This window comes from Flavobacterium sp. 22659 (assembly GCF_052044235.1).
GTDB classification, from domain to species: domain Bacteria; phylum Bacteroidota; class Bacteroidia; order Flavobacteriales; family Flavobacteriaceae; genus Flavobacterium; species Flavobacterium johnsoniae.
This window is the reverse complement of sequence record NZ_JBQEMU010000012.1, coordinates 13,813-39,442: the sequence shown is the minus strand read 5'-3', so window position 1 is coordinate 39,442 and position 25,630 is coordinate 13,813. Positions and strand designations below refer to the sequence as shown.

The 25,630-nt window shown below is 34.9% G+C and carries 13 protein-coding genes; all 13 read left to right on the top strand.

The annotated features are described in order from the left end of the window. Positions 1-3: 3 nt before the first annotated feature. The 13 genes from ACTJIW_RS13370 to ACTJIW_RS13310 all read left to right on the top strand — a co-directional run bounded on the left by ACTJIW_RS13370 (position 4) and on the right by ACTJIW_RS13310 (position 25,619). Complete coding sequence (locus ACTJIW_RS13370; RefSeq protein ID WP_440716720.1) at positions 4-2,277, top strand: GH92 family glycosyl hydrolase; 2,274 nt, start codon at positions 4-6, stop codon at positions 2,275-2,277. 14 nt (positions 2,278-2,291) lie between these two features. Then, on the top strand, positions 2,292-2,855 hold the full coding sequence (locus ACTJIW_RS13365; protein WP_440716719.1) for a hypothetical protein: 564 nt from the start codon (positions 2,292-2,294) through the stop codon (positions 2,853-2,855). 322 nt (positions 2,856-3,177) lie between these two features. After that, positions 3,178-4,029 carry a DUF4861 family protein gene (locus tag ACTJIW_RS13360; protein ID WP_012025109.1) on the top strand — a complete coding sequence of 284 codons (852 nt, stop codon included), beginning with the start codon at positions 3,178-3,180 and terminating at the stop codon, positions 4,027-4,029. 224 nt (positions 4,030-4,253) lie between these two features. Next, positions 4,254-6,083 (top strand): metallophosphoesterase, encoded by a 1,830-nt coding sequence (locus ACTJIW_RS13355; RefSeq protein WP_440716718.1) that lies wholly within the window; start codon positions 4,254-4,256, stop codon positions 6,081-6,083. A gap of 52 nt (positions 6,084-6,135) precedes the next feature. Then, a complete protein-coding gene (locus tag ACTJIW_RS13350; protein WP_440716717.1) occupies positions 6,136-10,170 on the top strand; it encodes a hybrid sensor histidine kinase/response regulator transcription factor in 4,035 nt (1,344 codons plus the stop codon). A 357-nt stretch (positions 10,171-10,527) separates the two neighbouring features. Next, positions 10,528-11,415 carry an inositol oxygenase family protein gene (locus tag ACTJIW_RS13345; RefSeq protein WP_440716716.1) on the top strand — a complete coding sequence of 296 codons (888 nt, stop codon included), beginning with the start codon at positions 10,528-10,530 and terminating at the stop codon, positions 11,413-11,415. Positions 11,416-11,627: 212 nt separating this feature from the next. Next, positions 11,628-14,735 carry a glycoside hydrolase family 2 TIM barrel-domain containing protein gene (locus tag ACTJIW_RS13340; RefSeq protein WP_440716715.1) on the top strand — a complete coding sequence of 1,036 codons (3,108 nt, stop codon included), beginning with the start codon at positions 11,628-11,630 and terminating at the stop codon, positions 14,733-14,735. A gap of 103 nt (positions 14,736-14,838) precedes the next feature. Continuing rightward, positions 14,839-15,981: an acyltransferase family protein gene (locus tag ACTJIW_RS13335; RefSeq protein ID WP_440716714.1), complete on the top strand. Its 1,143-nt coding sequence runs from the start codon at positions 14,839-14,841 to the stop codon at positions 15,979-15,981. Between the two features lie 56 nt (positions 15,982-16,037). After that, the gene (locus ACTJIW_RS13330; RefSeq protein WP_121361344.1) at positions 16,038-17,675 is read left to right on the top strand and encodes a sodium/sugar symporter; all 1,638 of its coding nucleotides are present in this window, start codon (positions 16,038-16,040) and stop codon (positions 17,673-17,675) included. 178 nt (positions 17,676-17,853) lie between these two features. Next, positions 17,854-19,383 (top strand): glycoside hydrolase family 28 protein, encoded by a 1,530-nt coding sequence (locus tag ACTJIW_RS13325; RefSeq protein ID WP_440716713.1) that lies wholly within the window; start codon positions 17,854-17,856, stop codon positions 19,381-19,383. A gap of 212 nt (positions 19,384-19,595) precedes the next feature. Next, positions 19,596-21,035 (top strand): glycoside hydrolase family 28 protein, encoded by a 1,440-nt coding sequence (locus ACTJIW_RS13320; protein ID WP_440716712.1) that lies wholly within the window; start codon positions 19,596-19,598, stop codon positions 21,033-21,035. 24 nt (positions 21,036-21,059) lie between these two features. Then, positions 21,060-23,045, top strand: coding sequence for an alpha-L-arabinofuranosidase C-terminal domain-containing protein (locus tag ACTJIW_RS13315; protein WP_440716711.1), 1,986 nt, complete (start codon positions 21,060-21,062; stop codon positions 23,043-23,045). Between the two features lie 102 nt (positions 23,046-23,147). Then, on the top strand, positions 23,148-25,619 hold the full coding sequence (locus ACTJIW_RS13310; protein WP_440716710.1) for a glycosyl hydrolase family 95 catalytic domain-containing protein: 2,472 nt from the start codon (positions 23,148-23,150) through the stop codon (positions 25,617-25,619). Positions 25,620-25,630: the final 11 nt, after the last annotated feature.

Genomic DNA, 25,630 nt, shown 5'->3' with positions numbered 1-25,630 from the left:
GCAATGAAAATATACAGTAAAAATATACTTTTAGGAATATCACTTTTGTTTGCGATAACTTCTTATGCCCAAAAAACAGTTTACCAATATGTAGACCCCATGATTGGATCTGAAGGAGTGGGCAGGGTTTTTATCGGGCCTTCTTGTCCGTACGGAATGGTAAAGCCAAGTCCTGATTGTACAGTAAGTCCAAACAGCGGATGGCTTCCAATACCTAAAGAAGTTACAGGATTCAGCCAGGTGCATGTCAGCGGAACCGGAGGAGGTCCAAAATACGGGAACATCTCAATTATGCCATTTTCCGGAGCTTTAGATAAAATGGATCAGACTTCTTTCAGAGCAGAAGAAAATGTAAAATTGGGGTATTATGAAACGGTTTTCAAAGAAAACAATATTAAAACAGAAATAACGACTGGAGAAAAAGTTTCATTTTACAGAATAACCTATCCTAAAAATCAATCAAAAGAATTAAAAATTGACCCTGGATTTTTCCTTGGAGAAGAAAAGATTCCAGATGCCAGAGAAGCACAGCAGTTTGTAGGTTCTCAGATCGAAATAGTTTCAGATACCGAAGTAAGAGGTTACAGCCGAATTCGAGGAGGATGGAATAACGGACGTGCTTATACCGTTTATTTTTGGGCCGTTTTTGATCAGCCAATTGCAAAATATGTCACTTTTAAAGATGGCAGGTTTTACAACAATCAAAATGCACAGTTTGATTCAGGAAAGAAAACCGGAGCATTGCTTTCTTTTGGGAATTCAGGAAAAGAAGAATTGAATGTCAAAATTGGAATTTCATTTTTGAGTGAATTAAAAGCCAAAAACAATATAGAAGTCGAAATCCCGCACTGGAATTTCAATACCGTTTTAGCTGCTTTAGAAAATAAATGGGAAGACTTATTAAGCCGAATCAAATTATCTGATGATACTTCTTTGGAATACAAAAAAATGTTCTACACAGGTTTGTATCATACCATGATTATGCCGGTTGACAGAACAGGCGAAAATCCGTTATGGACAAACGATGAACCGTATTATGATGATTTTTATACGATTTGGGACACCTTTAGAACTTCAAGTCCGTTAATTACTTTAATAGATTCTAAACGTAAAGTAGATATTATCAACGCAATGCTGAATATTTACAAACGCGAAGGATATATGCCCGAAGGAAGAAGCGGTAACGATAACGGACGAACTCAAGGCGGATCTAACGCTGAGGTTGTAATTGCAGATGCTTTTGTTAAAAATTTAAAAGGAATAGATTACGAACTGGCTTTACAGGCCATGATTAAAGATGCTACAGTACCGCCCGGAGGAAATGAAGAAAGAGAAGGAAGAGGCGGACTGATAGATTATCTGAAATTAGGATACGTCCCGTACGGCACAGACCGTGCAGGAAACCGAACAATCGATTACTCGTACAACGATTATAATATTGCCACAGTAGCCAAAGGTTTAGGCAAAACAGATTTGTACAATCAATACATCAAACAGGCCGAAAACTGGCAGAATTTATGGCGTGTCGATTATGAAAATAACGGTGCAAAAGGATTTATAATGCCAAAAGACAAAGATGGAAACTGGCTGGATGATGTCGTTTTCGGAGAATCCAAAATCCAAAAGCCGACTTTTAAATATACGCCTGTCATTATCGAATCACCTTGGTATGTCTGCCATTGGTGCGTATTTTTCTACGAAGGAACTTCTTGGGAATATTCATTTAGTTTACCGCATGATATTCCGGAATTAGTTAATAAATCAGGAGGAGAAAAAGCATTCGAAAAACGACTGGATATTTTCTTCGATAATAATTTATTCAATGTCGCAAACGAACCTTCATTTTTAACACCTTGTTTGTATCACTGGATTGGAAAACCGTATTTAAGCAGTGACAGAATCAGAACCATTATCAAGGATAATTTCAATACTTCAAGAGAAGGTCTTCCCGGAAATGATGATTCAGGAGCGATGTCTTCATGGCTGGCTTTTCACATGATGGGATTGTATCCAAATGCGGGACAGCCTTATTATCTAATCAATACACCTTTGATTAAGGAAGTATTTGTAAAATTAGAGAACGGTAAAAGTTTTAAAATCACCACTAAAAAAATGAGTGATAAAAACAGATACATTAAAACCGCTTTGCTAAACGGAAAACCATACAACAAAGCATGGATTTTACATGACGATATTAATAATGGCGGAGAATTAGTTTTAGAAATGGATTCGAAACCTTCAGCTTGGGGAACAACAATTTTACCACCAGCAAAATAAAAATGATGAGTAAGATGAAAAATATATTTTTAGTTATTGTTTTCTGTGCCATTTATCAAGCTACAATCGCACAGAATTATGTTCCGACATTGAAAAATAACACCCAGCTGCATTATGTCTGCAAACTGCACGGACAAACCAGAACTTTACAACTTACGACCGAAATTTCAAACAATGCATTGGCTTTTAAACTAGAAACAAGAGGCGTAAAAAGTAAAATAGTAATGCTGCCCGAAGCAGTAAAAAACGGAAATGCTTTGAGTTTTAATCAGGGAGAATATGCACCTGTTTTGAACTTAGAATCAAACGAAACGTTTTTTATGATTTCACAGTCGGCTTATCAGGATTTAGTCAAAAACAATTCATTTGTTTACAATAATACAACTTATGTTCTCGATAAAAGCGAAGATAAAAATGGAATTTCTATTGATGGAAAAACAATTGATGCATTGCACGTAAAAGCACAAATAGACGAAACCGAAATGTGGATTATCAAAAATCCGGAGTTTCCTTTAATCTGTAAAATCATCAAAAACCCGTTAGGAATTAATCCAACATTAGTAAAAGTAGTAGATTAATAAAATTGGGATTGTTTTTTAAACACATAGAGACATAGGTTTCAATGCTTGCTAAAGGCGTTTCACTTGCATAAATACACATATATGCTATGTGTTAGAAACTTAGTTTCTTTAGCTTTCTTTTTAGACAATCTAAAACTATGTTTCTATGTGTTTAAAATAAATTTGGAAGTAAAAAAGAGGAAAAATATCAGTTAAAGAAATTTCACATTTTTAGTATTAATTGATAATTTCCAAACAATAGATAGAATTCTTAGTAGATTGTTGAAAGTTGTTTTTAAATTTACAGGAATTACACTTAAACTTATAATATTTTAAAATTATGAAACTATCTATCGTAACCTCTTTACTTTTTTGCTGTGTTTGTTTTGGACAGAATAATACAGACAACAGTTTGTATATGAAGTCAGACAAAATTACATATCTAACAGATATCGGCTCAGAATCAGGAGATTTATATAAAACAATCGGGCATCACGGTCCGGCAGTTGAAAACGAGTGGATGGCATTGCGAATTTATTTCAGCGATAAAGTAGCAATTGACGTTTATTCTAAAGCCAAACCAGGTTTAGAATTAAGAAAAGCAAATTGGTACCCAACACCGGAACAGCAAAAAGAAGGCTGGGGAGCTGATTATTATAAAGTAGCTTCAACAGTTGGTTTAGGAGGAGTAAAACTTTGGGATGGAGAAAAAGTTGTGCCTTTAAATCCGGTAACCAATCGTTTGGCAAGAGTAGGGAAAACAGATACGACTTCCTGGATGGAAATGATTTCAAGAGGCGTGCCTTACAAAGGAAAAAAAGTAGACATTTTAGTTCGCGTAACAGTATTTTCAGGTAAAAGAGAAGCAAAAGTTGAAGCTGTTTCTTTAACTGGAGAGAAAGTACAATTTGCCACAGGAGTAAATTACTTTAAAGATTGTGCAACGAAAAAAGGTGCAGATTATATTGCAGTTTGGGGAAAACATCCGGAAGATGTGGCAGCCGAAATTGTTGAAGTTGGAGGAGCAATTAAATACAATCCGAAAGATTTTGAAAAAACTACAGACGACGGAACGCAGTATTTATTGATTTCTAAACCAGCAAAGAACTTAGAAACAACCATTTTATCTTCATGTGCAAGAGAAACAGAATTAAACACTTTAGATAAATTGGAAGCATACATTAAAAAATAATAGAATTATCCTTTAAGCAAGAACGCGGATTAAACGGATTTACTTCGTAAAGACGCGGATAAAAACGGATAATCTATTTATATTTTTAAAAGATTAATAAAACCCGATTTTATCCGCGTCTTCGCGTTAGCGAATCTGTTTAATCCGCGTCTGATTTTACAGGTTTTCTATTTTTAAAATAAGATAAATAAAGGATAATCATAAAAATAAAACCAGCAAAATACATGTTTAGAACATCGGCTATACTAGTACTATTATTCTTTTTATCTTCCTGCAAATCACAGCAGAACACTAAAAAAGAAGTTCAGATTGCTTTTATAGCCGATGCTCATTTACAGGATATTTTTGCCAAATTTGAAGACAGCAATTATAACGGAATTCCAAATCCGGCAACAGGCAAATATGCCAATATCCGAACCATGAATTCGCAATTGCATTCTACCCGAATTTTCAATGAAAATTATTTCGCCTTTTTAGAAGCCTTAAATGACATTGTAAAAAGAGACATCAAACAAGTTGTGCTTCCGGGTGATTTCAGCGACGACGGACAGCCTGTTCACGTTCGCGGACTGCGAAAAATACTCAACGAATATTCTCAAAAACACGGACTTTCTTTTTATGTCACTACAGGAAATCACGATGTTGTAAGACCGTTTTCTCAAGATGCCATAAAAACTGATTTTTTAGGAAAAGATGGGAAAGAGCAGATTATCAGCAGTTCTCCAGATAATCTTGGTAAAAACAAAAAAGAACTGGAACCCATCATTACAGCCGATATAAAAAACTGGGGTTACAAAGAAACCATTAACGAAATGCGTGATTTTGGTTTTTTTCCTAAAAAGACTGATTTATATTGGGAAACACCTTTTTCTAATTACAATTATGACAATTACAATTTTGAGGAAGCTCAAAAAGAATCCGTTTTAGAAAAAAGAACGTATCTAATAAAAAACACCAATTTGTATCTGCCTGATGCCAGCTATCTGGTTGAACCAATAAAAGGAATCTGGCTTTTGGCGATAGATGCGAATGCGTATGTTCCGAATGAAAAATTATCAGGAGAGCCTAATAATCCGTATGATTTTTCGGGAGCGAATACGGGGTATAATAACGTTCTGATTTATAAAAATCACCTTTTAAATTGGGTGAAAAAAGTTGCTGCGGAAGCGAAACAAAGAGGAAAAGTGCTTATTGCTTTCAGTCATTATCCAATGGTTGATTTTAATGACGATGCTTCGCCTGAATTAAAACAGCTTTTTGGAGCCAATAAAATGCAATTGCAAAGAGTTCCTGATGAAGAAGTAGCACAGCAATTTGCCGATGCCGGAATTCAGATTCATTTTGGCGGACACATGCACATCAACGACACTGGTGTTAGAACATCGGCAAAAGGAAATACTTTGTTTAATATCCAGACGCCATCGCTTGCTGCGTATATGCCGGCTTACAAAATATTGACCATTCATTCTCATTCTGATCTCGAAGTAGAAACAGTTGTCATTGGCAAAGTCAATAAATTCAATAGTTTATTTCCTTTTTATGAACAAGAATATGCTCATTTAAAAGAAATTAAAAGCAAGGATATCTGGAATAAAGAAATTCTGAAAGCCAAAGATTATGAGGATTTTACCAATTGGCATTTAAAGGAATTAGTTCGTTTGCGTTTTTTACCGGAAGATTTTCCGGCCGATTTTTTAAAATCAATTGTAAACCTTTCAGGAAAAGATTTATTGCTGATTAATGATGATAAAACCGAGATTGATTCCCTTTTGAAATCCAATTCTTTGACAATTTCTGATTTTGAATCGTGGACAGGATTTGATATGATTTTCGATTTTTATCGACTAAAAAGCGCCGATGAACTGGCCTTTTCAAAAATTGGAAAGAAAAGATTAAAACAATACGAACTGATGTGCAGTCAGTTAAAAAAAGCAAACGATCCTAAATTGGTTTTGTGGGCGGCAATATTCCTTAAAACCATGAACGGCGAGCCTTCAGATCATTTTAAAATTGATTTAAAAAACAACAAAATTGATAATTTATCTGTTAAATAATTTTGATATTTATTAAATCAAAAAGATTAAATTGCATTTATAATTTATTTCCATGAGACTAAAATCCCTTTTATTATTCTTGCTTTCGGCCCTTTTTTATCATTCGTATTCACAGAATATAAAATTTGCGCATTATAATGATAATAACGGCTTATCTCATAATTCGGTACGACATATTGTACAGGATAAAAAAGGTTTCATGTGGTTTGGAACGTTTTCAGGATTAAATCGTTTTGACGGTTATCAGTTTAAAAACTACATGAGTTCTACGCCTGGAAAAAACAAATTATACAACGATGACATTACGGCTTTAAAACTGGACGAAAAAGCCAATCAGTTATGGATTGGAACCCGAAAAGGATTAACGCTTTTTCAAATGGATACTCATGTTTTTACTACTTTTTTCCATAAAAAAGAAGATCCAAACAGTCTTCCGGATGATGAAGTCAGATCGGTTTATGTAGATAAATTCAAAAGGATCTGGGTAGGAACGAAGACCAAAGGAGTTTACTTATTCTTTTTGCAGGAAAACCGATTTGAAAAAATTGATCTAAAAGGTTTCGATTACGTAAAAGAAATTTTTGAAGACAAAAAAGGTAATATCTGGGTTGGAAGTTATGAAAAAGCAGGTGTAGCCAAAATTACTTTAGACTCAAAAGGAGCAATTGTCAGAATTAATAATTATACGCTTTCTGTTCCAAATTCGAATATAAAAAATCCATATCTGAATTTCATTTACGAAGATGCCAAATCGGATATTTTTATTGGAACCCGTGAAGGATTGTATAAACTGGATAAAGCAAGCGATAAGTTTGTTAATCTGTATATTGACAACAAACAAGTTAGAGGTGCTTTAGGACCTTATTTTCTTTCAGTTGCCCGAGCTCCTGACGGAAAATACTGGGTTGGTACTCTAGGAGGATTATTGGTTTGTGATCAATTAGAAGACATTCAAAATGGAAATTACAAATGGTATTATTCAATTTTATCAGATGATACTTCGCTGGTAGATAACCTGATTTCGGCACTTTATTTTGATGCTTCAGGCGTTTTATGGATTGGTACAGAAGACGGATTGGATAAATACGACCCTTATGAAAATCAGTTTACTTTAAACAAAGACATATCACGTTCTATTGGTAATCAAGCTCCTAGAATTAGAGGTTTTGCCAAAACGTATGACGAAAAAGTGATTGTTGCAACTTATCACAACGGACTTTTTATTTCCAATACAAAAGATTCGAAGCCGCTGCATAATACTGGTAAAGACATTGCCAGCATTTATTCTGATGACGGAAAGATTTTTTACTGCGGTCTTTGGGACGGAAACATTTTGGTGTACAATTACGCCGCAAATTCTTCAAGGGAAATTAAAGCAGGATTCGAAAAATCGCCTGTTTTTGCTTTTTCTAAAATTACACCCGATAAAATGATTGTAGGTTCATTTGGAGAAGGAGCTGTAATTCTCAATACTAAAACGCTTCAGGTAGAAACGTCAAGTAAACTTTTACCTAATTTTCAGATCAATGCGATAGAAAGAGACGCCAAAAATAACGTTTGGTTTGCTACTGAAACCGGAGTGGTGAAATACAATATTAATTCAGGAAAAATAGAAACCTATTCGTCACTTTTTGTCAAAGAAAAAGGAGTGCCGCATGATGAAAATGTAAGCGATGTTTTAGTAGATGTTAAAGGCAAAATCTGGGCTTCAACTCGTTTTGGTTTGTGTTTGTTTAATCCGAAAAAGAATGAATTTGAACCTGTAAAAAATCTTAGAGAGCTTTCAGGAAAATGGATTACGGATATTCTTTCGGATGCTAATGGAAACCTTTGGCTCAATATCAATAACAATAATATTGCTTTTGTAAAATCTAATCTAAAAGATATCAGTATTTACCATGTAAACAGCGGTAACAGACTGGATGTTTTTAGTTCGAGCGGTTTCTTTTATTTTAATAATTCGAATATTTTTCTGGGAGGTAAAAACGGGATTATTTCTTTTTCGCCGCCGGCAATGAAAAGAAACAATTGGTCGCCACTGCCTGTGATTTCTGAATTTAAAATTCAGAACGAAGAAGTTTTTCCTGAAATGGAAATCAATGGGGAAATTCCGCTTTCAAAAGACCTCAATTATGGTAAAGAAATAGAATTAAGCCATAAAAACCGAAATTTTTCTCTTCAGTTTTCGGCTCCGTCTTTTGCAAACGAAAAACTGAATAAGTTTCAGTACATGCTGGAAGGTTTTGATAAACATTGGATTACGGCAAATAGTACCTCAAGAATAGTTCAGTATACCAACCTTTATCCGGGAAACTATACTTTTAAAATCAGATCCAGCAACAGCGACGGATATTGGAGCAAAACGGTTTCTTATAAAATAAAAATTCTGCCTCCTTTTTGGCTTACGCCGACATCTTTTTTAATGTTTTTTGCGATTTTATTTGGTGTCTTTTATTTCATTAGAAAAGAAATTAAAAACCGTATACGTTTAAAACAAGAACTGCTTACCGAGAAAGTAAACAGAGAGCATGATATAAAATTAAACAATGAGAAATTACGTTTCTTTACTAATATTTCGCATGAATTAAGAACGCCTTTAACCTTGATTTTAGGTCCGGCGAAACAGCTTTTAGACGAAAACAGCAACGCAACAGATTATGAAAAAAGCCGATATAATCTAATTTATCAAAATGCCAGCAGATTATTGAATCTGGTGAATCAGGTTTTGGATTTTAGAAAAGCACAGTCAGGCGAATTAAAGCTGAAAGTGACTAAAACGGATATTCTGGCGTATTCTAAAAATATCTTTGATTCCTTTAAGGAAATGGCTTATAACAAAAAGATTAAGCTCAATTTTATTACCGAAGATGACGAAATAAACGGCTGGCTGGACAATGATAAATACGATAAGATTTTGTACAATCTTTTATCGAATGCCTTAAAGTTTACTAACAAAAATGGAAACGTAGATTTATACGTTCGACTGAAAGACACAGTTGAAGATATTCTTGTTATCGAAGTTACCGATGATGGAATTGGGATTCCGTTAAAAAGTCAGGAGAAAATTTTTAAACGTTTTTATCAGGCGACCAATAGTAAAGCAAATAATACAGGGTCTGGAATTGGTTTGTCTTTAGTAAAATCTTTAGTGGCAATTCATAAAGGAACTATTTCTGTAGAAAGCACACAAGGTAAAGGAAGTACATTTAAAGTGGAAATTCCGATTGATCGTGAATCTTATGAGCATAAAGAAGTATTTGAATATGCGCTTAAAAATGACAATCTGAGCATGCTTATTCCTGAAAAAGCGGCGAAGAAAATTATTCAAAACACCGATTTAAAAGAAAAAATAGTAGTAATAGAAGATAATAATGAACTTAGAAAATATCTGGTAGATTATTTGTCTGATTATTACAAGGTTTATGAGGCAGAAAATGGATTAGAAGGTTTAAAAATCTGCCGACAAATAAAACCTATTTTATGCGTTACCGATGTCATGATGCCTGTTATGGACGGATTGGAATTTTGCCGTGAGCTTAAAAATGACGAATTCATAAGTCATATTCCGGTTGTAATGCTGACGGCTCTTTCTGAAAATATGGACAAAGTAAAAGGCTATGACACTGGAGCTGATGGCTATTTAGTTAAACCTTTTGAGCCTTTATTGCTTAAAACGGTTATAGAAAATATGATCAAATCGAGATTAGAGCTCAAACAAAAATTCTCTGGCGAAGTAGAAAGTAAAGTCAGTATGTTGACGCATTCTCCTATTGACGAAGAATTTATGGAAAAAGTAACCAATTTGATCAATGATAATTTAAGCGAAGTAGATCTTTCTACCGAATTTCTTTGCGATAAGCTTGGAGTGAGTTCTTCTAAACTCTACAGAAAGATTAAGGAATTAACAGATTTAGCTCCAAACGAATTTATTAGAACGATTCGTTTAAAAAAATCAGCAGAACTGCTTAAAACGAAAAAGTATAATGTTTCGGAAGTGACGAATCTGGTTGGTTTTAATGATCCGCTTTATTTCAGTCGATGCTTTAAAAAGCAGTTTGGTTTTCCTCCTAGTAAAATTATTAATTAGGTTTTTTAGCGACAGATTACACAGATTATAAGGATTTTTCTTTTGCCGCTAATTGCACGAATTCCCACAAATTATTCAAGTAAATGTTTTGAAGATTATAGCCCGTGGTTTCAACCACGGGAATCCAAGGCATATCCGCAATCTATTTTTTTCCGTGATGTTTTCCGTGATATCTCCGTGATATCTCCGTGGTTAAAACCACGGGCTATGTTTGATATACTTTGATAAAAAAACAGATTTAATAACATGTAAAAATCCTATAATAATCAAAATTATCCATGTTTTTGATCTATTAATCCATTTTGAACGGAGTACGTAATTCTATTTTTGTCTTATTAACTTTTAACTATAACCCTTATGAAAAAGCATATAGACACAGACAATCCGTTGAAAAATTTAGATGAGTGGGAAGATGATTTGTTAATGAGATATCCTGACCCTTCTGAAGAAAATGAAAGTGTAAAAGAAAAGCAGAAAGAAGAATTTAGAAATTATGTCGATTCTGAAAGAGTAGAAACGGTAAAAGAATTTTACAGGATAAACCATACCTACCAAACTTATGACTTTGTATGCAGTAAAGAACAAGAATTTCTGCAATTTAATAGAAAAGAAATGTCAATCTGGGAAGCTGTCGAGTTTTTAAACACGCTTATAGACGACAGTGACCCAGATATTGACTTAGACCAGACACAACACCTTTTACAGACTTCAGAAGCTATTCGTGCTGACGGTCATCCGGATTGGTTTGTACTCACAGGTTTTATTCATGACTTAGGTAAAGTTTTATGCTTATTTGGAGAACCGCAATGGGCAGTGGTTGGAGATACTTTTCCGGTTGGCTGTGCGTATTCGGATAAAATTGTGTATTCAGAATTTTTCAAAGAAAATCCAGATTATACAGATGATAGATTCAATACTAAACTAGGAATCTACACTGAAAACTGCGGATTAGATAACGTAAAAATGAGCTGGGGTCATGACGAATATTTGTATCAGATTATGAAAGATTATCTGCCAGATCCAGCCTTATATATGATTCGTTATCACTCTTTTTATTCTCAGCATAAAGAAAATGCGTATGCACATTTAATGAATGAAAAAGATATCGAAATGTTTGACTGGGTACGAAAATTCAATCCTTATGATTTGTACACAAAAGCTCCCGTAAAACCAGATGTAAAAGCATTACTTCCTTATTATAAAGAATTAGTTGCTAAATATCTGCCAGAAAAATTGAAGTTTTAAAAGTTTATTTAAACACATAGAAACATAGATTTTTTTTGAGTGTAATAGTATTAATTAAAAGAAACTAGTTTCCCACACATAGCTATGTTTTTTGTAATAAATGAAATGCCTTTTTATACAAAGAAAAACTATGTTTCTATGTGTTTAAAAAAAATAACTGCCAGCTATCTAAAACCAAAATAATGCAGAAAACCACAACCAAAATATTTTTTATGAGCTTGTTAATTCTTTTCACAGCAGGAATTTCAGCTCAGGAAAAAGACCGCAACGATTGGGAAAATCCAGAAGTATTTCAAATTAACAGAGAACCAGCCCGCGCTGCTTTTCTTCCTTATGCAGATGAAAGTTCTGCTGTAATGGATAAATATGAAAATTCGCCTTGGTATTTTTCTTTAAACGGTACATGGAAATTTTCCTGGTCGCCCACACCAGATGAACGCCCGAAGGATTTTTACAAAATAGATTTCAGTACGCTGCATTGGAAAGATCTTCAAGTGCCTTCTAATTGGGAACTGCACGGTTATGGCGTGCCAATTTATACGAATATCACGTATCCATTCGAAAAAAATCCGCCTTTTATCAATCATTGGGATAATCCAGTAGGGTCTTATAAAAGAGATTTTGTGCTGCCTCAAAACTGGAAAAACCGACATGTTTTTCTTCATTTTGAAGCAGGAACTGCAGCAATGTATATTTGGGTAAATGGAGAAAAAGTTGGTTATACAGAAAATACCAAAAGTCCGGCAGAATTTGATATTTCTAAATATTTAAAACCAGGAAAAAACAATCTGGCTGTAGAAGTGTACAGATGGAGCGATGGTTCGTATCTGGAAGATCAGGACATGTGGAGACTTTCTGGAATAGACAGAAATGTGTATTTGTATAGTACTGAAGATGTTCGCATTTCAGATTTCTTTGCAAAACCAGATTTAGATGCGAAGTATAAAAACGGAAGTTTAAATGTGGATGTAAGTTTGAAAAATCTGACTTCGACTTCAGTTAACAATCAAAAATTAGTTGCAAAATTAGTTGATGCTTCAGGGAAAAATGTATTCACTAAAGAAATCAATGTCAATTTTGAAGCATCAAAAGTTCAGACAATCAATTTCGCTCAGAATGTATCAAGTCCAAAATTATGGAGCAGTGAAACCCCCAATTTATACACTCTGCTTTTGACTTTAAAGAATCAAAAAGGAGAAATTGTAGAGACGGTTTCAACACAAATCGGGTTCAGAAAAGTAGAATTAAAAGGCGGTCAGTTATTGGTAAACGGAGTTAGATTGATGGTTCATGGCGTAAATATTCACGAGCATAATCCAGAAACGGGACATTATCAGGATGAAGCAACGATGATGAAAGACATCAAAATGATGAAACAGCTGAATATCAATTCCGTTCGCTGCAGTCATTATCCTAACAATATTTTATGGGTAAAACTATGCAATAAATACGGTTTGTTTTTGGTCGATGAAGCCAATATAGAAAGCCACGGAATGGGAGTAGAGGGTCAGCCTTTAAAATGGATGAATCCAAAAACGAATCCGGGCTATCTTCCAGAATGGAGAGAAGCACATTTGGACCGAATTTACAGCCTTGTTGAAAGAGATAAAAATATGCCGTCTGTAATTATCTGGTCATTAGGTAATGAAAGTGCTAACGGACCGGTTTTTCATGAAGCATACAAATGGATTAAAAAAAGAGACAATACCAGATTGGTTCAGTTTGAACAGGCAAAAGAAAATGAAAACACAGATATCGTCTGCCCAATGTATCCAACAATTGAGTACATGAAAGAATATGCGGCAAGAAAAGAAGTTACCCGCCCTTATATCATGTGTGAATATTCGCACGCCATGGGGAACAGCAGCGGTAATTTTCAGGAATATTGGGATATCATTCGCGGCAGCAAAAATATGCAGGGCGGTTTTATCTGGGACTGGGTAGATCAGGGATTTCAAGGAGTTGACGAAGCGGGCCGTAAATATTGGACGTATGGCGGTGATATGGGAAGCCAGAATTACCTGAACGATGAAAATTTCTGCCACAACGGATTGGTTTATCCAGATAGAACACCGCATGTTGGGGCGTTTGAAGTGAAAAAAGTATATCAGAATATTTTGTTCAAAGCAGTTGATATCAAAAATGGTGTAATCGAAATTAATAATGATTTTGGATTTACAAACCTAAATAAATACAATTTCAGATACGAAGTTTTAGAAAACGGAAAAGTAATTAAAGAAGGAACTTTTAATGTTGCTTTAGATCCAAAAACGAAAAAACAGTTCAAAATTGATTTACCAAAATTGCAGTCAAAAGCAGGAACGGAATATTTACTGAATGTTTTCGCTTACACAAAAACAGGATCTGAATTATTGCCACAAAACTTCGAAGTCGCCAAAGAACAATTTGTAATAGAAGACGATAAGTATTTCGAAAAATCTGAAAAAGTAAATACTGCAAAAGTTCAGGATGAGAAAGATCAGTTTGTTTTGACATCGGATAATGTTACGGTTAAAATCAGCAAATCGAATGGATTGATTTCGTATTACAGTTTAAAAGGCGAAGAATATTTCAAACAATATCCTGAACCTAATTTCTGGAGAGCGCCAACCGATAATGATATTGGAAATAAAATGCAGATTAGAACCAATGTATGGAGAACGGCTGGAAAAAATACCTCTTTAGAAAGTATTCAGCAGACAGAAGAAAACGGTCAGAAATATATCGTTGCAAAATTAAAACTAAATGATGTTGCATCAGATTATACCATCAAATATGCATTGGCAAATAATGATGCTTTAGAAATTCAGGCTTCGTATAAAAAAGGTGCTAATCCTGTTCCTGAACTACCGCGTTTTGGAATGATTTTCACTTTGAAAAATACATTAGAGAATCTGGATTATTACGGAAGAGGACCTTTAGAAAATTATCCAGACAGAAAAACATCATCTTTAAAAGGAATTTATAGCAGTAAAGTTGCAGACCAATATGTGCCTTATACACGCCCTCAGGAAAATGGATACAAGACTGATATACGCTGGTTCAAATTATCAGGCAATTCAGGAAATGGCTTGGAAATAAAAGGTCTGCAGCCTTTAGCTATGAGTACTTTGAATAATTATCCGAGTGACTTTGACGGTGGAATTTCGAAAAAGAATATTCATTCCAGTGATATTACACCAAGAAATGAAGTTGTGGTCTGTGTCGACTTAACGCAACGCGGACTTGGAGGCGATAACAGCTGGGGATTACCGCCGCATGAACAGTATGTATTAACAAAAAGCGAATACAGCTACGGATTTGTCATTAAACCACTTTAAAAATAACCTGTTGCTTTAGTTTTCAGTCTCAGTTTTCAGTTACAGTTGGTACTGAAAACTGCGGCTGCGGCTAAAGACTAACCCAAAAGCGAATACTAAAAAAATGAATAACACTACAAATGGAAGACTAATCTCTTTAGATGTGCTTCGCGGATTTGTTATGTTTTGGATTATGAGCGGTGAACATATTATTCATGCTCTGGCTAAAGCAGCACCAATTCCTATTTTTATCTGGATGTCTTCGCAGCTGCATCATGCGGAATGGAATGGAATTACATTTTATGATATGATTTTTCCTGTCTTCTTATTTGTTGCCGGAGTTTCTATGCCATTCTCTTTCGAAAAGAAAATGAAATTGGCAGGAGTTAAGGAACCAAAAGATCTGCCTAAAGCCGAAAAGCGTAAAATCTATTTATCGATGCTGAGAAGAACCTGTATTTTACTGGTTTTAGGATTTGTTGTAAATGGATTATTGCGATTTGACGGATTCGATCAGACCCGATTTGCGAGTGTTTTGGGAAGAATTGGACTGGCTTGGTTTTTTGCAGGAATCATCTATTTGAATTTTGACTTTAAAAAACAATTAATTTGGTTTTTTGGTATTTTGATTGGGTATTATGCTGCAATGAAATGGATTCCTGTACCCAATTTTGGAGCAGGAGTTTTAACCAAAGAAGGATCATTAGAAGGCTATATTGACCGCTTGTTTTTACCAGGAAGACTCCATAGTACGGTGTACGATCCGGAAGGAATATTTTCGACGATACCGGCTATTGCAACAGCTTTATTAGGTGTTTTTATCGGAACATTTTTAAAATCCAAGTGTCCTTTTTCTATAAATGTCAAACTGCTTTTAATGGCACTTGCAGCTGTAGTTTTGATTATTGCAGGTTTAATCTGGGATATTAACTTTCCTATCAATAAACATTTGTGGACCAGTTCTTTCGTATGTTTTGTTGGCGGATTCAGTATTTTATTTTTTGTTTTTTTCTATGCAATAATTGATTTATTGGGTTTTCAAAAATGGGCATTCCCATTGGTTTTAATTGGCTCAAATTCTATTTTGATTTACATCGCTGCAGAAGGTTCTGTCGATTTTAAGCATACAGCAGATTATGTTTTTGGCGGCCTTATACAATACACGTCAATTATTTGGCAGCCTTTTTTTGCTGCTTTATCAGTAACCGTCATACAGCTTTTTTTACTCTATTTTTTATATAAAAAGAAATGGTTTCTCAAGATTTGATTCCAATTAAATCTTAAAATACATTTTACTATCTAACCACACAATAACCACACATTATGAATGTATTACAAACCGCAGATTACATTGTTTTCTTTATTTATTTTGTCATAGTCACGGCTTATGGAATGTATATTTACAGAAGCAAAAAAACAGCAGCAACGAGTTCAAACGAATACTTTTTAGCCGAAGGCTCTCTTACCTGGTGGGCAATTGGAGCATCGCTGATTGCTTCTAATATTTCAGCAGAACACTTTATCGGAATGAGCGGTTCGGGATTTGCCATTGGACTTGCCATTGCTTCTTACGAATGGATGTCGGCTGCCACTTTAATTATTGTGGCTATGTTTATCCTGCCCATTTATCTTAAGAATAAGATATTTACAATGCCGCAGTTTTTAGCCAAAAGATACAGTGGTACCGTAAGTACTATTATGGCAATTATATGGCTGTTGATTTATGTATTTGTTAATCTTACGTCAATTATTTATCTGGGAGCTTTAGCGATTTCTTCTATTGCACCAGTTAGCTTTCAGTTTTGTGTAATTGGTTTGAGTTTGTTTTCGGTTATCGTAACTTTAGGTGGGATGAAAGTGATTGGTTATACCGATATGTTTCAGGTTATCGTTTTGATTTTGGGCGGATTAGTAACCACTTATTTGGCATTGACTTTACTTTCAGATCAGTTTGGTTTTGGAAAAGATATTCTAAAAGGACTTGCTGTGATAGCAGATCAGGCGCCAGATCATCTGCATATGATTTTAGACGAATCCAATCCGCATTATAATGAACTGCCGGGAATGTCGGTTTTGGTTGGCGGAATGTTAATCAATAATCTGGCCTATTGGGGATGTAATCAATATATTGTACAAAGAGCTTTAGGAGCCGATTTGAAAACGGCAAGAAAAGGAATTTTATTTGCTGCTTTTCTAAAATTATTAGTTCCAATTATTGCTGTTTTGCCAGGTATTGCCATGTTTGTAATGCACCAAAATGGAGCTTTCCAACAGGAAATGGTTGATGCTGCAGGCGTTTTAAAACCAGATCATGCATATCCAACTTTAATGAATTTGCTTCCTGCCGGATTAAAAGGTGTTGCATTAGCGGCTTTAACAGCGGCAATTGTAGCTTCTTTAGCAGGAAAGGCTAATAGTATTTCGACTATTTTTTCTTTAGATATTTATAAAAAATACTTTAATTCTCAGGCATCAGAAAAAAAACTGGTACGTACAGGACGATGGTGTGTTGTAGTTTGTATGATTATCGCGGCTTTTGTAGCGCCGGCATTAAAAACTTTAGATCAGGCATATCAGTTTATTCAGGAATATGTTGGTTTTTTCTCTCCGGGAGTTTTAGCTATTTTCTTATTGGGAATGTTTTGGAAAAAGACAACACCATCTGCTGGATTGGCGGGAGCATTATTGACGGTGCCGATTGCAGCAGTTTTAAAATTCCTGCCGATGTGGACAGAAGGTGCTTTCCCAGATTATCCATTTTTAGATAGAATGACTATTGTTTTCTTTATGATCGTATTCATAATGGTTGGTATTAGTTTAGCAAAACCAGCATCTGAGGAAGAGTCTGAAATTCATAAAATAGAAGTAGATAAATCAATGTTCAAAGTCTCTTCTGAATTTATTGTAGGTTCCTTTATTATCAGTGGAATATTAGTGGCTTTGTATACTGTCTTCTGGTAAATTTTATTGCCACAGATTATTAAGATTAGAAAGGATTTTTTTTACGCAGATTCTGCTGATTTTGGCAGATTAAATTAGATTTCTTTTAAAAAAATCCGTGGAATCTGCTTAAATCTTTTTAAATCTGCGTGAAAAAATTTAGCAATACTATCGAGAATAAAAATTAAAATGATAATCAATGAAAAGAAATTTTAAAATCATACTGTTGATATTTTGTATTTCCTTATCTGTTTCGGCACAGAAAGTATTTGATATTAAAAAATACGGCGCCGTTGGAGATGGAAAAACCTTAAATACAAAAGCAATCCAAAAAGCAATTGATGCAGCCAATAAAAGTAAAGGCGGAAAAGTTCTTTTTTGTAAAGGAACCTTTTTGTCTGGAAGCATTATTTTAAAAAATGATGTGGAATTGTTTTTTGAAGAAGGTGCCATTTTGCTTGGAAGCACAAATCCAGATGATTATCCAAAATACGATGGAATTCGTGCTTTTATTATTGCAAGCGACTCCAAAAATATTGCGGTAAACGGAAAAGGAATTATAGACGGACAGGGAAGAGAACTGGCTTTGGCAATTGACAGTCTGCATCATACAGGAGTGCGAATTGACCCAAAATACAATTACAGAAGAATGCGTCCTGAAGATGGAAGAGGAAAATTGATTTCGTTTGTAAAATGCGATTCAATTACAATGACTCAAATTACATTAAAAGACAGTCCAGGCTGGGTACAGTGTTTTACAGCATGTAAAAATATCGTAATTGATTTTATGAAAGTTGATAGCAGAGCCTATTGGAACAATGACGGAATTGATGTTAACGGCTGTGAAAATGTTCGAATAACCAATTGTAATGTAAATGCCGCCGATGACGGAATCTGTTTAAAATCGGAAGTGCCGGGATTGCACAATAACAATATTTATATCGGAAGTTGTACCATTAGATCAAGTGCCAATGCAGTGAAGTTTGGAACGGGTTCTTACGGAAGTTTTAAAAACGTTACAATCGAAAACATTAAAGTTTTTGACACTTTTAGATCGGCTGTTGCGATCGAATCGGTAGACGGAGGGGAAATCGAAAACATTAAAGTTTCGGATATTACGGCTGTAAATACAGGAAATGCAATTTTAATTCGTTTAGGACACCGAAATGGAGAAAAAGCGGGCTATATCAAAAATATATCCGTTAAAAATGTAAAAGTGCAAGTTCCGTTTGGGCGTCCAGATATTGATTATGATATGCGCGGACCAGAAGTTGATTATTTCCACAATCCGTTTCCGTCTTCGATTGCAGGAATTCCAGGGCATTTGATCGAAAATGTGACTTTAGAAAATATTGAAATTGTGTATCCGGGAAGAGCATCAAAAGGAATGGCGTATCATCCTTTAAGTCGATTAAAAGATGTAAAAGAAAATATAAACGGATATCCAGAATTTACCATGTTTGGAGAACTGCCATCTTGGGGATTTTATGTGCGCCACGTAAACGGAATCGAAATGAAAAATATTAAATTGATTCTGGATAAAGAAGATTTTCGTCCGGCTTTTGTTTTTGATGATGTGAAAGATTTGACAATGAAAGCTATTGATGTTCCTTCTGATAAAATAAATCAAATTGTTTTTAAAGATGTTTCATCAAGCAATCTAGACAGCGAATCTTTAAAACGAAAAATCGAGCCAGAGCAAAATAAATTTGAATTGCCTTCAAAGTAAATCAGATTTAAACAAATGAAGATTTTAAATAATCTATTAATAAACACATAGAAACATAGAATAAAAAATAAAGAAGAGTTTTAAAAAAACTAGTTTTTCACACATACCTATGTGTATTGATGCAAGTGAAACGCCTTTTTAGCCAAAGAATAACTATGTTTCTATGTGTTTAATATTAATCAGACCAATTGGTTTTAATAAACAAAAATAAAATGAAAAAGAAATCAATAATCGCGATCCTAATTTTCTGTATTTCCTTAACTGTTTCTGCGCAGAAAATCTACGACGTTAAAAAGTACGGTGCAAAAGGAGACGGAAAAACCAACGATGCAGCAGCCATTCAAAAAGCAATTGATGAATGCAGTAAAACAGGCGGAAGAGTTTTAATTCCGGCACCGTTTACGTTTTTGGCAGGACCTTTTGATGTAAAATCAAAAGTAGATTTACATATCGAAGCCGGAGCAAAATTATTAGCAAGTCCAGATGAGAAATTATATACCAAAAGCGCTTTCAGAACCAATCCGGGAGAAGGAACAATTTGGATTGGAGGAGAAAATGTTGAGGATTTTACCATTAGCGGCAGCGGCAAAATAGACGGAAACGGAATTTCTTTTATGGGTGAAGAGCAGGAAGATGCTTATGTACTGAAACCTTTTAATGTCTTAGATCCAAGACCTCACGTTTTGACGATTATCGGTGGTAAAAATATTAGAATTCATGATGTGCATATTGGAAATTCAGCCTATTGGACGATTCATTTAGTGGGCTGTAACGATGTTGTAATCAGCGGGATTACTTTATTGAACAGCTTGAAAGTCCGCAATAGCGACGGAATAGATTTGGATCATTCTAAAAATGTTAGAATCAGCGATTGTTATATCGAAAGCGGTGACGATTGTATTTGTTTAAAAAACCGCAGAGAGTTTGAAGAATTTGGTGCCTGCGAAAATATTACGGTTACCAATTGTACCATGACCAGCAGCAGCTGTGCCATTAAAATTGGTTCCGAAAATATGGATGCGATTCGACAAGTCGTTTTCAACAATTGCATTATTAAAAACAGCAATCGGGCTTTAGGAATTCAGAATCGCGATGAAGGAACAGTAAGCGATGTTATTTTCTCCAATATTATTGTTGAAAGTAAATTAAATACAGATACTTGGTGGGGAAAAGCTGAACCGATTTATGTAACTGCTTTTAGCAGAGCAAAAGGAAATCATAAAGATGCGAACTGGCGTTTTCCGAAAGGTGCGACTGAAGGGAAAGTGGGCGAAATCAAAAATATATATTTTTCTAATATTCAGTGTACTGGAGAAAACGGCGTGTTTGTAAGCGGCGAATCTAAAGATAAAATCCAGAATATTGTTTTTGATAATGTGAGTGTTTTTATGGATAAAACAACTTCTTTTCCGGGAGGATTATATGACAGACGTCCGGCTAATGTTGAAGGTTTTGTAAAAGGGAGTACTTCTGGATTTTATTTTGAAAATGCAGAACGCATTAAGATCCAAAACTGTACTGTAAAATGGGGAAAAAACAAACCAGATTATTTTAAATATGCTGTCGAAAGTAAAAATGTAGATTCTTTAATTATTACTAATTTAGACGGACAGGCCGCTTTTCCTGAAAAATTAGAAGCCGTAAAAAAATAAACATTTGACTATTTCCAAAAAACTATGAAAAATAACCTCCTTTCTAAATCTATTTTTGGCTGTTTATTGTTGAGCAGTCTTTATACAAATGCACAAAAAGCGAATTTAGAAGTTGATGCTTCTAAAACGATTACTAAAATCCAGCCCACTATGTTCGGACTGTTTTTTGAGGATATCAATTTTGCTGCAGATGGCGGATTATATGCAGAAATGATTAAAAACCGCTCTTTTGAATTTGATAAACCAATGATGGGGTGGGAACAGCCGAATACCAAAAGATCTTCTTTGAACAAAGAATCAGGTAGTGCTTTGCCAATTAATCTTTCGAAGGAAAAAAACAATTCTAATTTTTGCAGGGTTGAAATCAACAATGATAAAGGATATGCTTTAATCAACGAAGGATTTAGAGGAATGGGAGTGAAGAAAGATGCTAAATACAACCTTTCTTTAAAAGCCGCCAATCATAATGGAGCGATAAAAAAAATCATTTTTCAGTTAATTGATAAAGATCAAAAAGTAATTGGCGAAACGAGTATTGTTCCAAAATCAGAGCAATGGGATAATTATACTTCGCAGTTTACAGCTGTTGAAACAGAAGCAAAAGCAAAACTAAAAATCACTTTTGAAGGAAACGGAACTATCGATCTGGATATGGTTTCGCTGTTTCCAGAAGATACTTGGAAAAATAGAAAAAACGGACTTCGCAAAGATCTTGTACAGCTTTTGTATGATGTAAAACCAGGTTTTTTGCGTTTTCCGGGAGGATGTATTGTCGAAGGCAGAACGCTGTCAGATCGTTATCAATGGAAAAAATCGGTTGGAGATGTTGAGGAAAGAAAAACAATGATGAACCGCTGGAATGTCGAATTCAACCACAAACAAACGCCTGATTATTTTCAAAGTTTCGGATTGGGATTTTTTGAATATTTCCAGCTTTCAGAAGATATTGGTGCAGAACCGCTTCCAATTTTAAGCTGCGGTATGGCGTGTCAATATAATACTGGAGAATTAGCTCCTATGGATGAACTCGATCCGTATATTCAGGATGCTTTAGATTTGATTGAATTTGCAAATAGCGATGTGAACACAAAATGGGGAAAACTCCGCTCAGATATGGGACATCCAAAACCATTTAATCTAAAATATATCGGAGTTGGAAATGAGCAGTGGGGGAAAGATTACATTGACCGATACAAAGTTTTTGAAAAAGCTATAAAAGCAAAATATCCAAAAATCATAATTGTATCTGGAACTGGACCTTCTCCAAAAGGAGAACATTTTGATTATGCGATGACAGAACTAAAAAAACTGAACGCAGAATTGATAGACGAACATTATTATGAAAGTCCGAAATGGTTTAGAGAAAATGCCGGACGTTATGATAATTACGACAGAAAAGGTCCAAAAATATTTGCTGGAGAATATGCGGCACAAAGTGTTTCAGGGGCGAATCCGAATAACAGAAACAATTGGGAATGTGCGTTTTCTGAAGCCGCTTTTATGACAGGATTAGAACGAAATGCAGAAGTGGTAAATATGACTTCGTATGCACCTTTAATGGCTCATGAAGACGCTTGGCAATGGACTCCGGATATGATTTGGTTTAATAATCTGCAGTCATATGGTTCTGCAAATTATTATGTGCAGCAATTATTTTCAACCAATAAAGGAACAGATTTATTGAGTATTACGCAAGATGGAAAAGCTTTAATCGGACAGCATGATTTGTATGCTTCAGCAGTAAAAGATCTTAATGCAAAAGAAATTATTGTGAAATTGGTTAATACTGCTGCATCAAATCAAGAAATTACAATCGATTTGAAGGGAGCAAAATTAGGTACAAAAGGAAGTATGATTACACTTGTAAGTTCGAATGTTCAGGACGAAAATACGTTTGCAGAACCTAAAAAAATAAGTCCGAAACAAAGCGAATATAAAGTAACAAAAGGAAGTCAGCAATTGACTCTTCCTGCTTATTCTGTTACTGTTTTGAAATTGAAAACGATTTAAAAATCATACTCGTACAAATAAACCTGACAGGTTTTTAAAACCTGTCAGGTTTCTAAAAATATAATTGGCTCCTTTCATTATTATCATTTAAAAATAAAATACATGCCGTATCATTCTCTTCAAAAAAACCTCTTTTTATTGTTAACCTTGACAGGATTTTCTGTTTTTGCACAACAGGATTTAAAACTGCAATACAATCAGCCTGCGGTTGAATGGACAGAAGCTCTGCCAATTGGAAACGGAACGCTTGGCGCAATGGTTTTTGGCCGAGTAGATTCGGAATTAATTCAATTAAACGAAGCGACTTTATGGAGCGGCGGACCTGTTCAGAAAAATGTAAATCCAAATGCATTTCAAAATCTGGCTTTAATTAGAGAAGCGCTTAAAGCGGAAGATTTTGACAAAGCTTATAATCTGACCAAAAATATGCAGGGCGCTTATAGTGAAAGTTTTATGCCTTTGGGAGATCTTTTACTAACGCAGGATTTAGGCGGCAAAAAAACGGATTTTTATAACAGAAGTCTGGACATTCAAACTGGATTAGCGGTGACCAATTTTAAAGCTGACGGTGTAAATTATAAAAGAGAAATCTTTGCATCGGCGCCTGCGAAATGTATTGTAATGAAACTTTCGGCAGACCAGCTGAAAAAACTTTCGGTTTCAATTGACGCTTCCAGTCTTTTAAAAAATGAAAAAGAAATACAAAACCAGTCATTGGTTTTAAAAGGAAAAGCGCCTTCACATGCCGATCCGAATTATATTGATTACAATAAAGAGTCTGTTATTTATGACGATCCAGCGGGATGCCGAGGGATGCGTTTTGAATTAATTGTAAAACCAATTGTAAAAGATGGAACGGTAAGTTATGAAGGAAACAATATAGTGATTAAAAATGCTTCAGAAATAATACTTTTTATCTCGGCAGCAACCAGTTTCAACGGATTTGATAAATGTCCCGACAGTCAGGGAAAAGACGAACATGCTTTTGCTGAAAACCCGATTAAAAAAGCATCAGTCAAAAAATATGATAATCTAGTAAAAGAACATCTTCAGGATTTCCAAAAATTCTTCAACAGAGTTTCTTTACAATTAAATGAAAAAGAAACCAATAAATGCAATCTTCCAACAGATATTCGTTTAGAACAATATGCCAAAGGAGAAAAAGACGCTGGATTAGAGGCTTTATTTTTTCAATATGGACGTTATTTATTGATTTCCTCATCGCGTACACACAACGCGCCAGCCAATTTACAGGGAATCTGGAACAATAAATTACGTGCGCCGTGGAGCAGTAATTATACAACCAATATCAATTTGCAGATGAATTATTGGCCTGTTGAATCGGCAAGTTTATCAGAATTGTTTTTTCCGCTTGACGATTTTGTAAAAAATGTTTCGATAACCGGAGCCGAAACTGCCAAAAGTTATTATCATGCCAACGGCTGGGTTTTGCATCATAACTCAGACATCTGGGCAACGACAAATCCTGTCGGCGATTTTGGAAAAGGAGACCCAATGTGGGCCAACTGGTATATGGGAGCCAACTGGTTAAGCAGACATTTATGGGAACATTACCAATATACAGGAGACACAGAATATCTTAAAAAAGTATATCCAATTATAAAAGGCGCCGCCGAATTTAGTTTAGATTGGTTACAGCAAGACAAAAACGGCTATTTGGTTACGATGCCATCGACTTCCCCAGAAAATAAATATTTCTATGACGGAAAAAAAGGAGGCGTAGTAACAACAGCTTCTACTATGGATATTGGTATTATAAAAGATTTGTTTGAAAATACGAGTCAAGCTTCTAAAATTCTAAATATCGACGCTGATTTTAGACAGAAAGTTGATAAAGCGGCCAATCAATTATTGCCTTTTCAGATAGGAGCAAAAGGGCAGCTGCAGGAATGGTATAAAGATTTTGAAGACGAAGACCCGCATCACAGACATACCTCGCATTTGTATGCCTTGCATCCTGCTAATTTAATTTCACCTTTAAACACACCAGAATTAGCATCGGCAGCTAAGAAAACTTTAGAATTAAGAGGAGACGAAGGAACGGGCTGGAGTCTGGCATGGAAAGTAAATATGTGGGCAAGACTTTTGGACGGAAATCATGCTTATAAGTTATTCAAGAATCAGCTGCGATTGACAAAAGATAACGATCCAAAATACAAACGACAAGGAGGCTGTTATCCCAATCTTTTTGATGCGCATCCGCCATTTCAGATTGATGGCAATTTTGCAGGAACGGCAGGAGTAATCGAGATGCTGATGCAGAGCCAGAACAATGAAATTCATTTGCTTCCTGCCTTACCAGACGATTGGAAAGAGGGCGAAATTAAAGGAATTACAGCAAAAGGAAATTTCACTGTAAATATAAAATGGAATGATGGAAAAATGAGCCAGACTAAAATCGTATCGAATAATGGAGGAACTTGTAAAATAAGATCTTCAGAACCCTTTATAATTGAAAAACTGAATATCAAAAGCGAGAAATCATCTATTGGATATACGGCTGTATTTGGGACTAAGAATGGCACATCTTACATCATAAATCCTCTTCAATAATTTTTCATTTA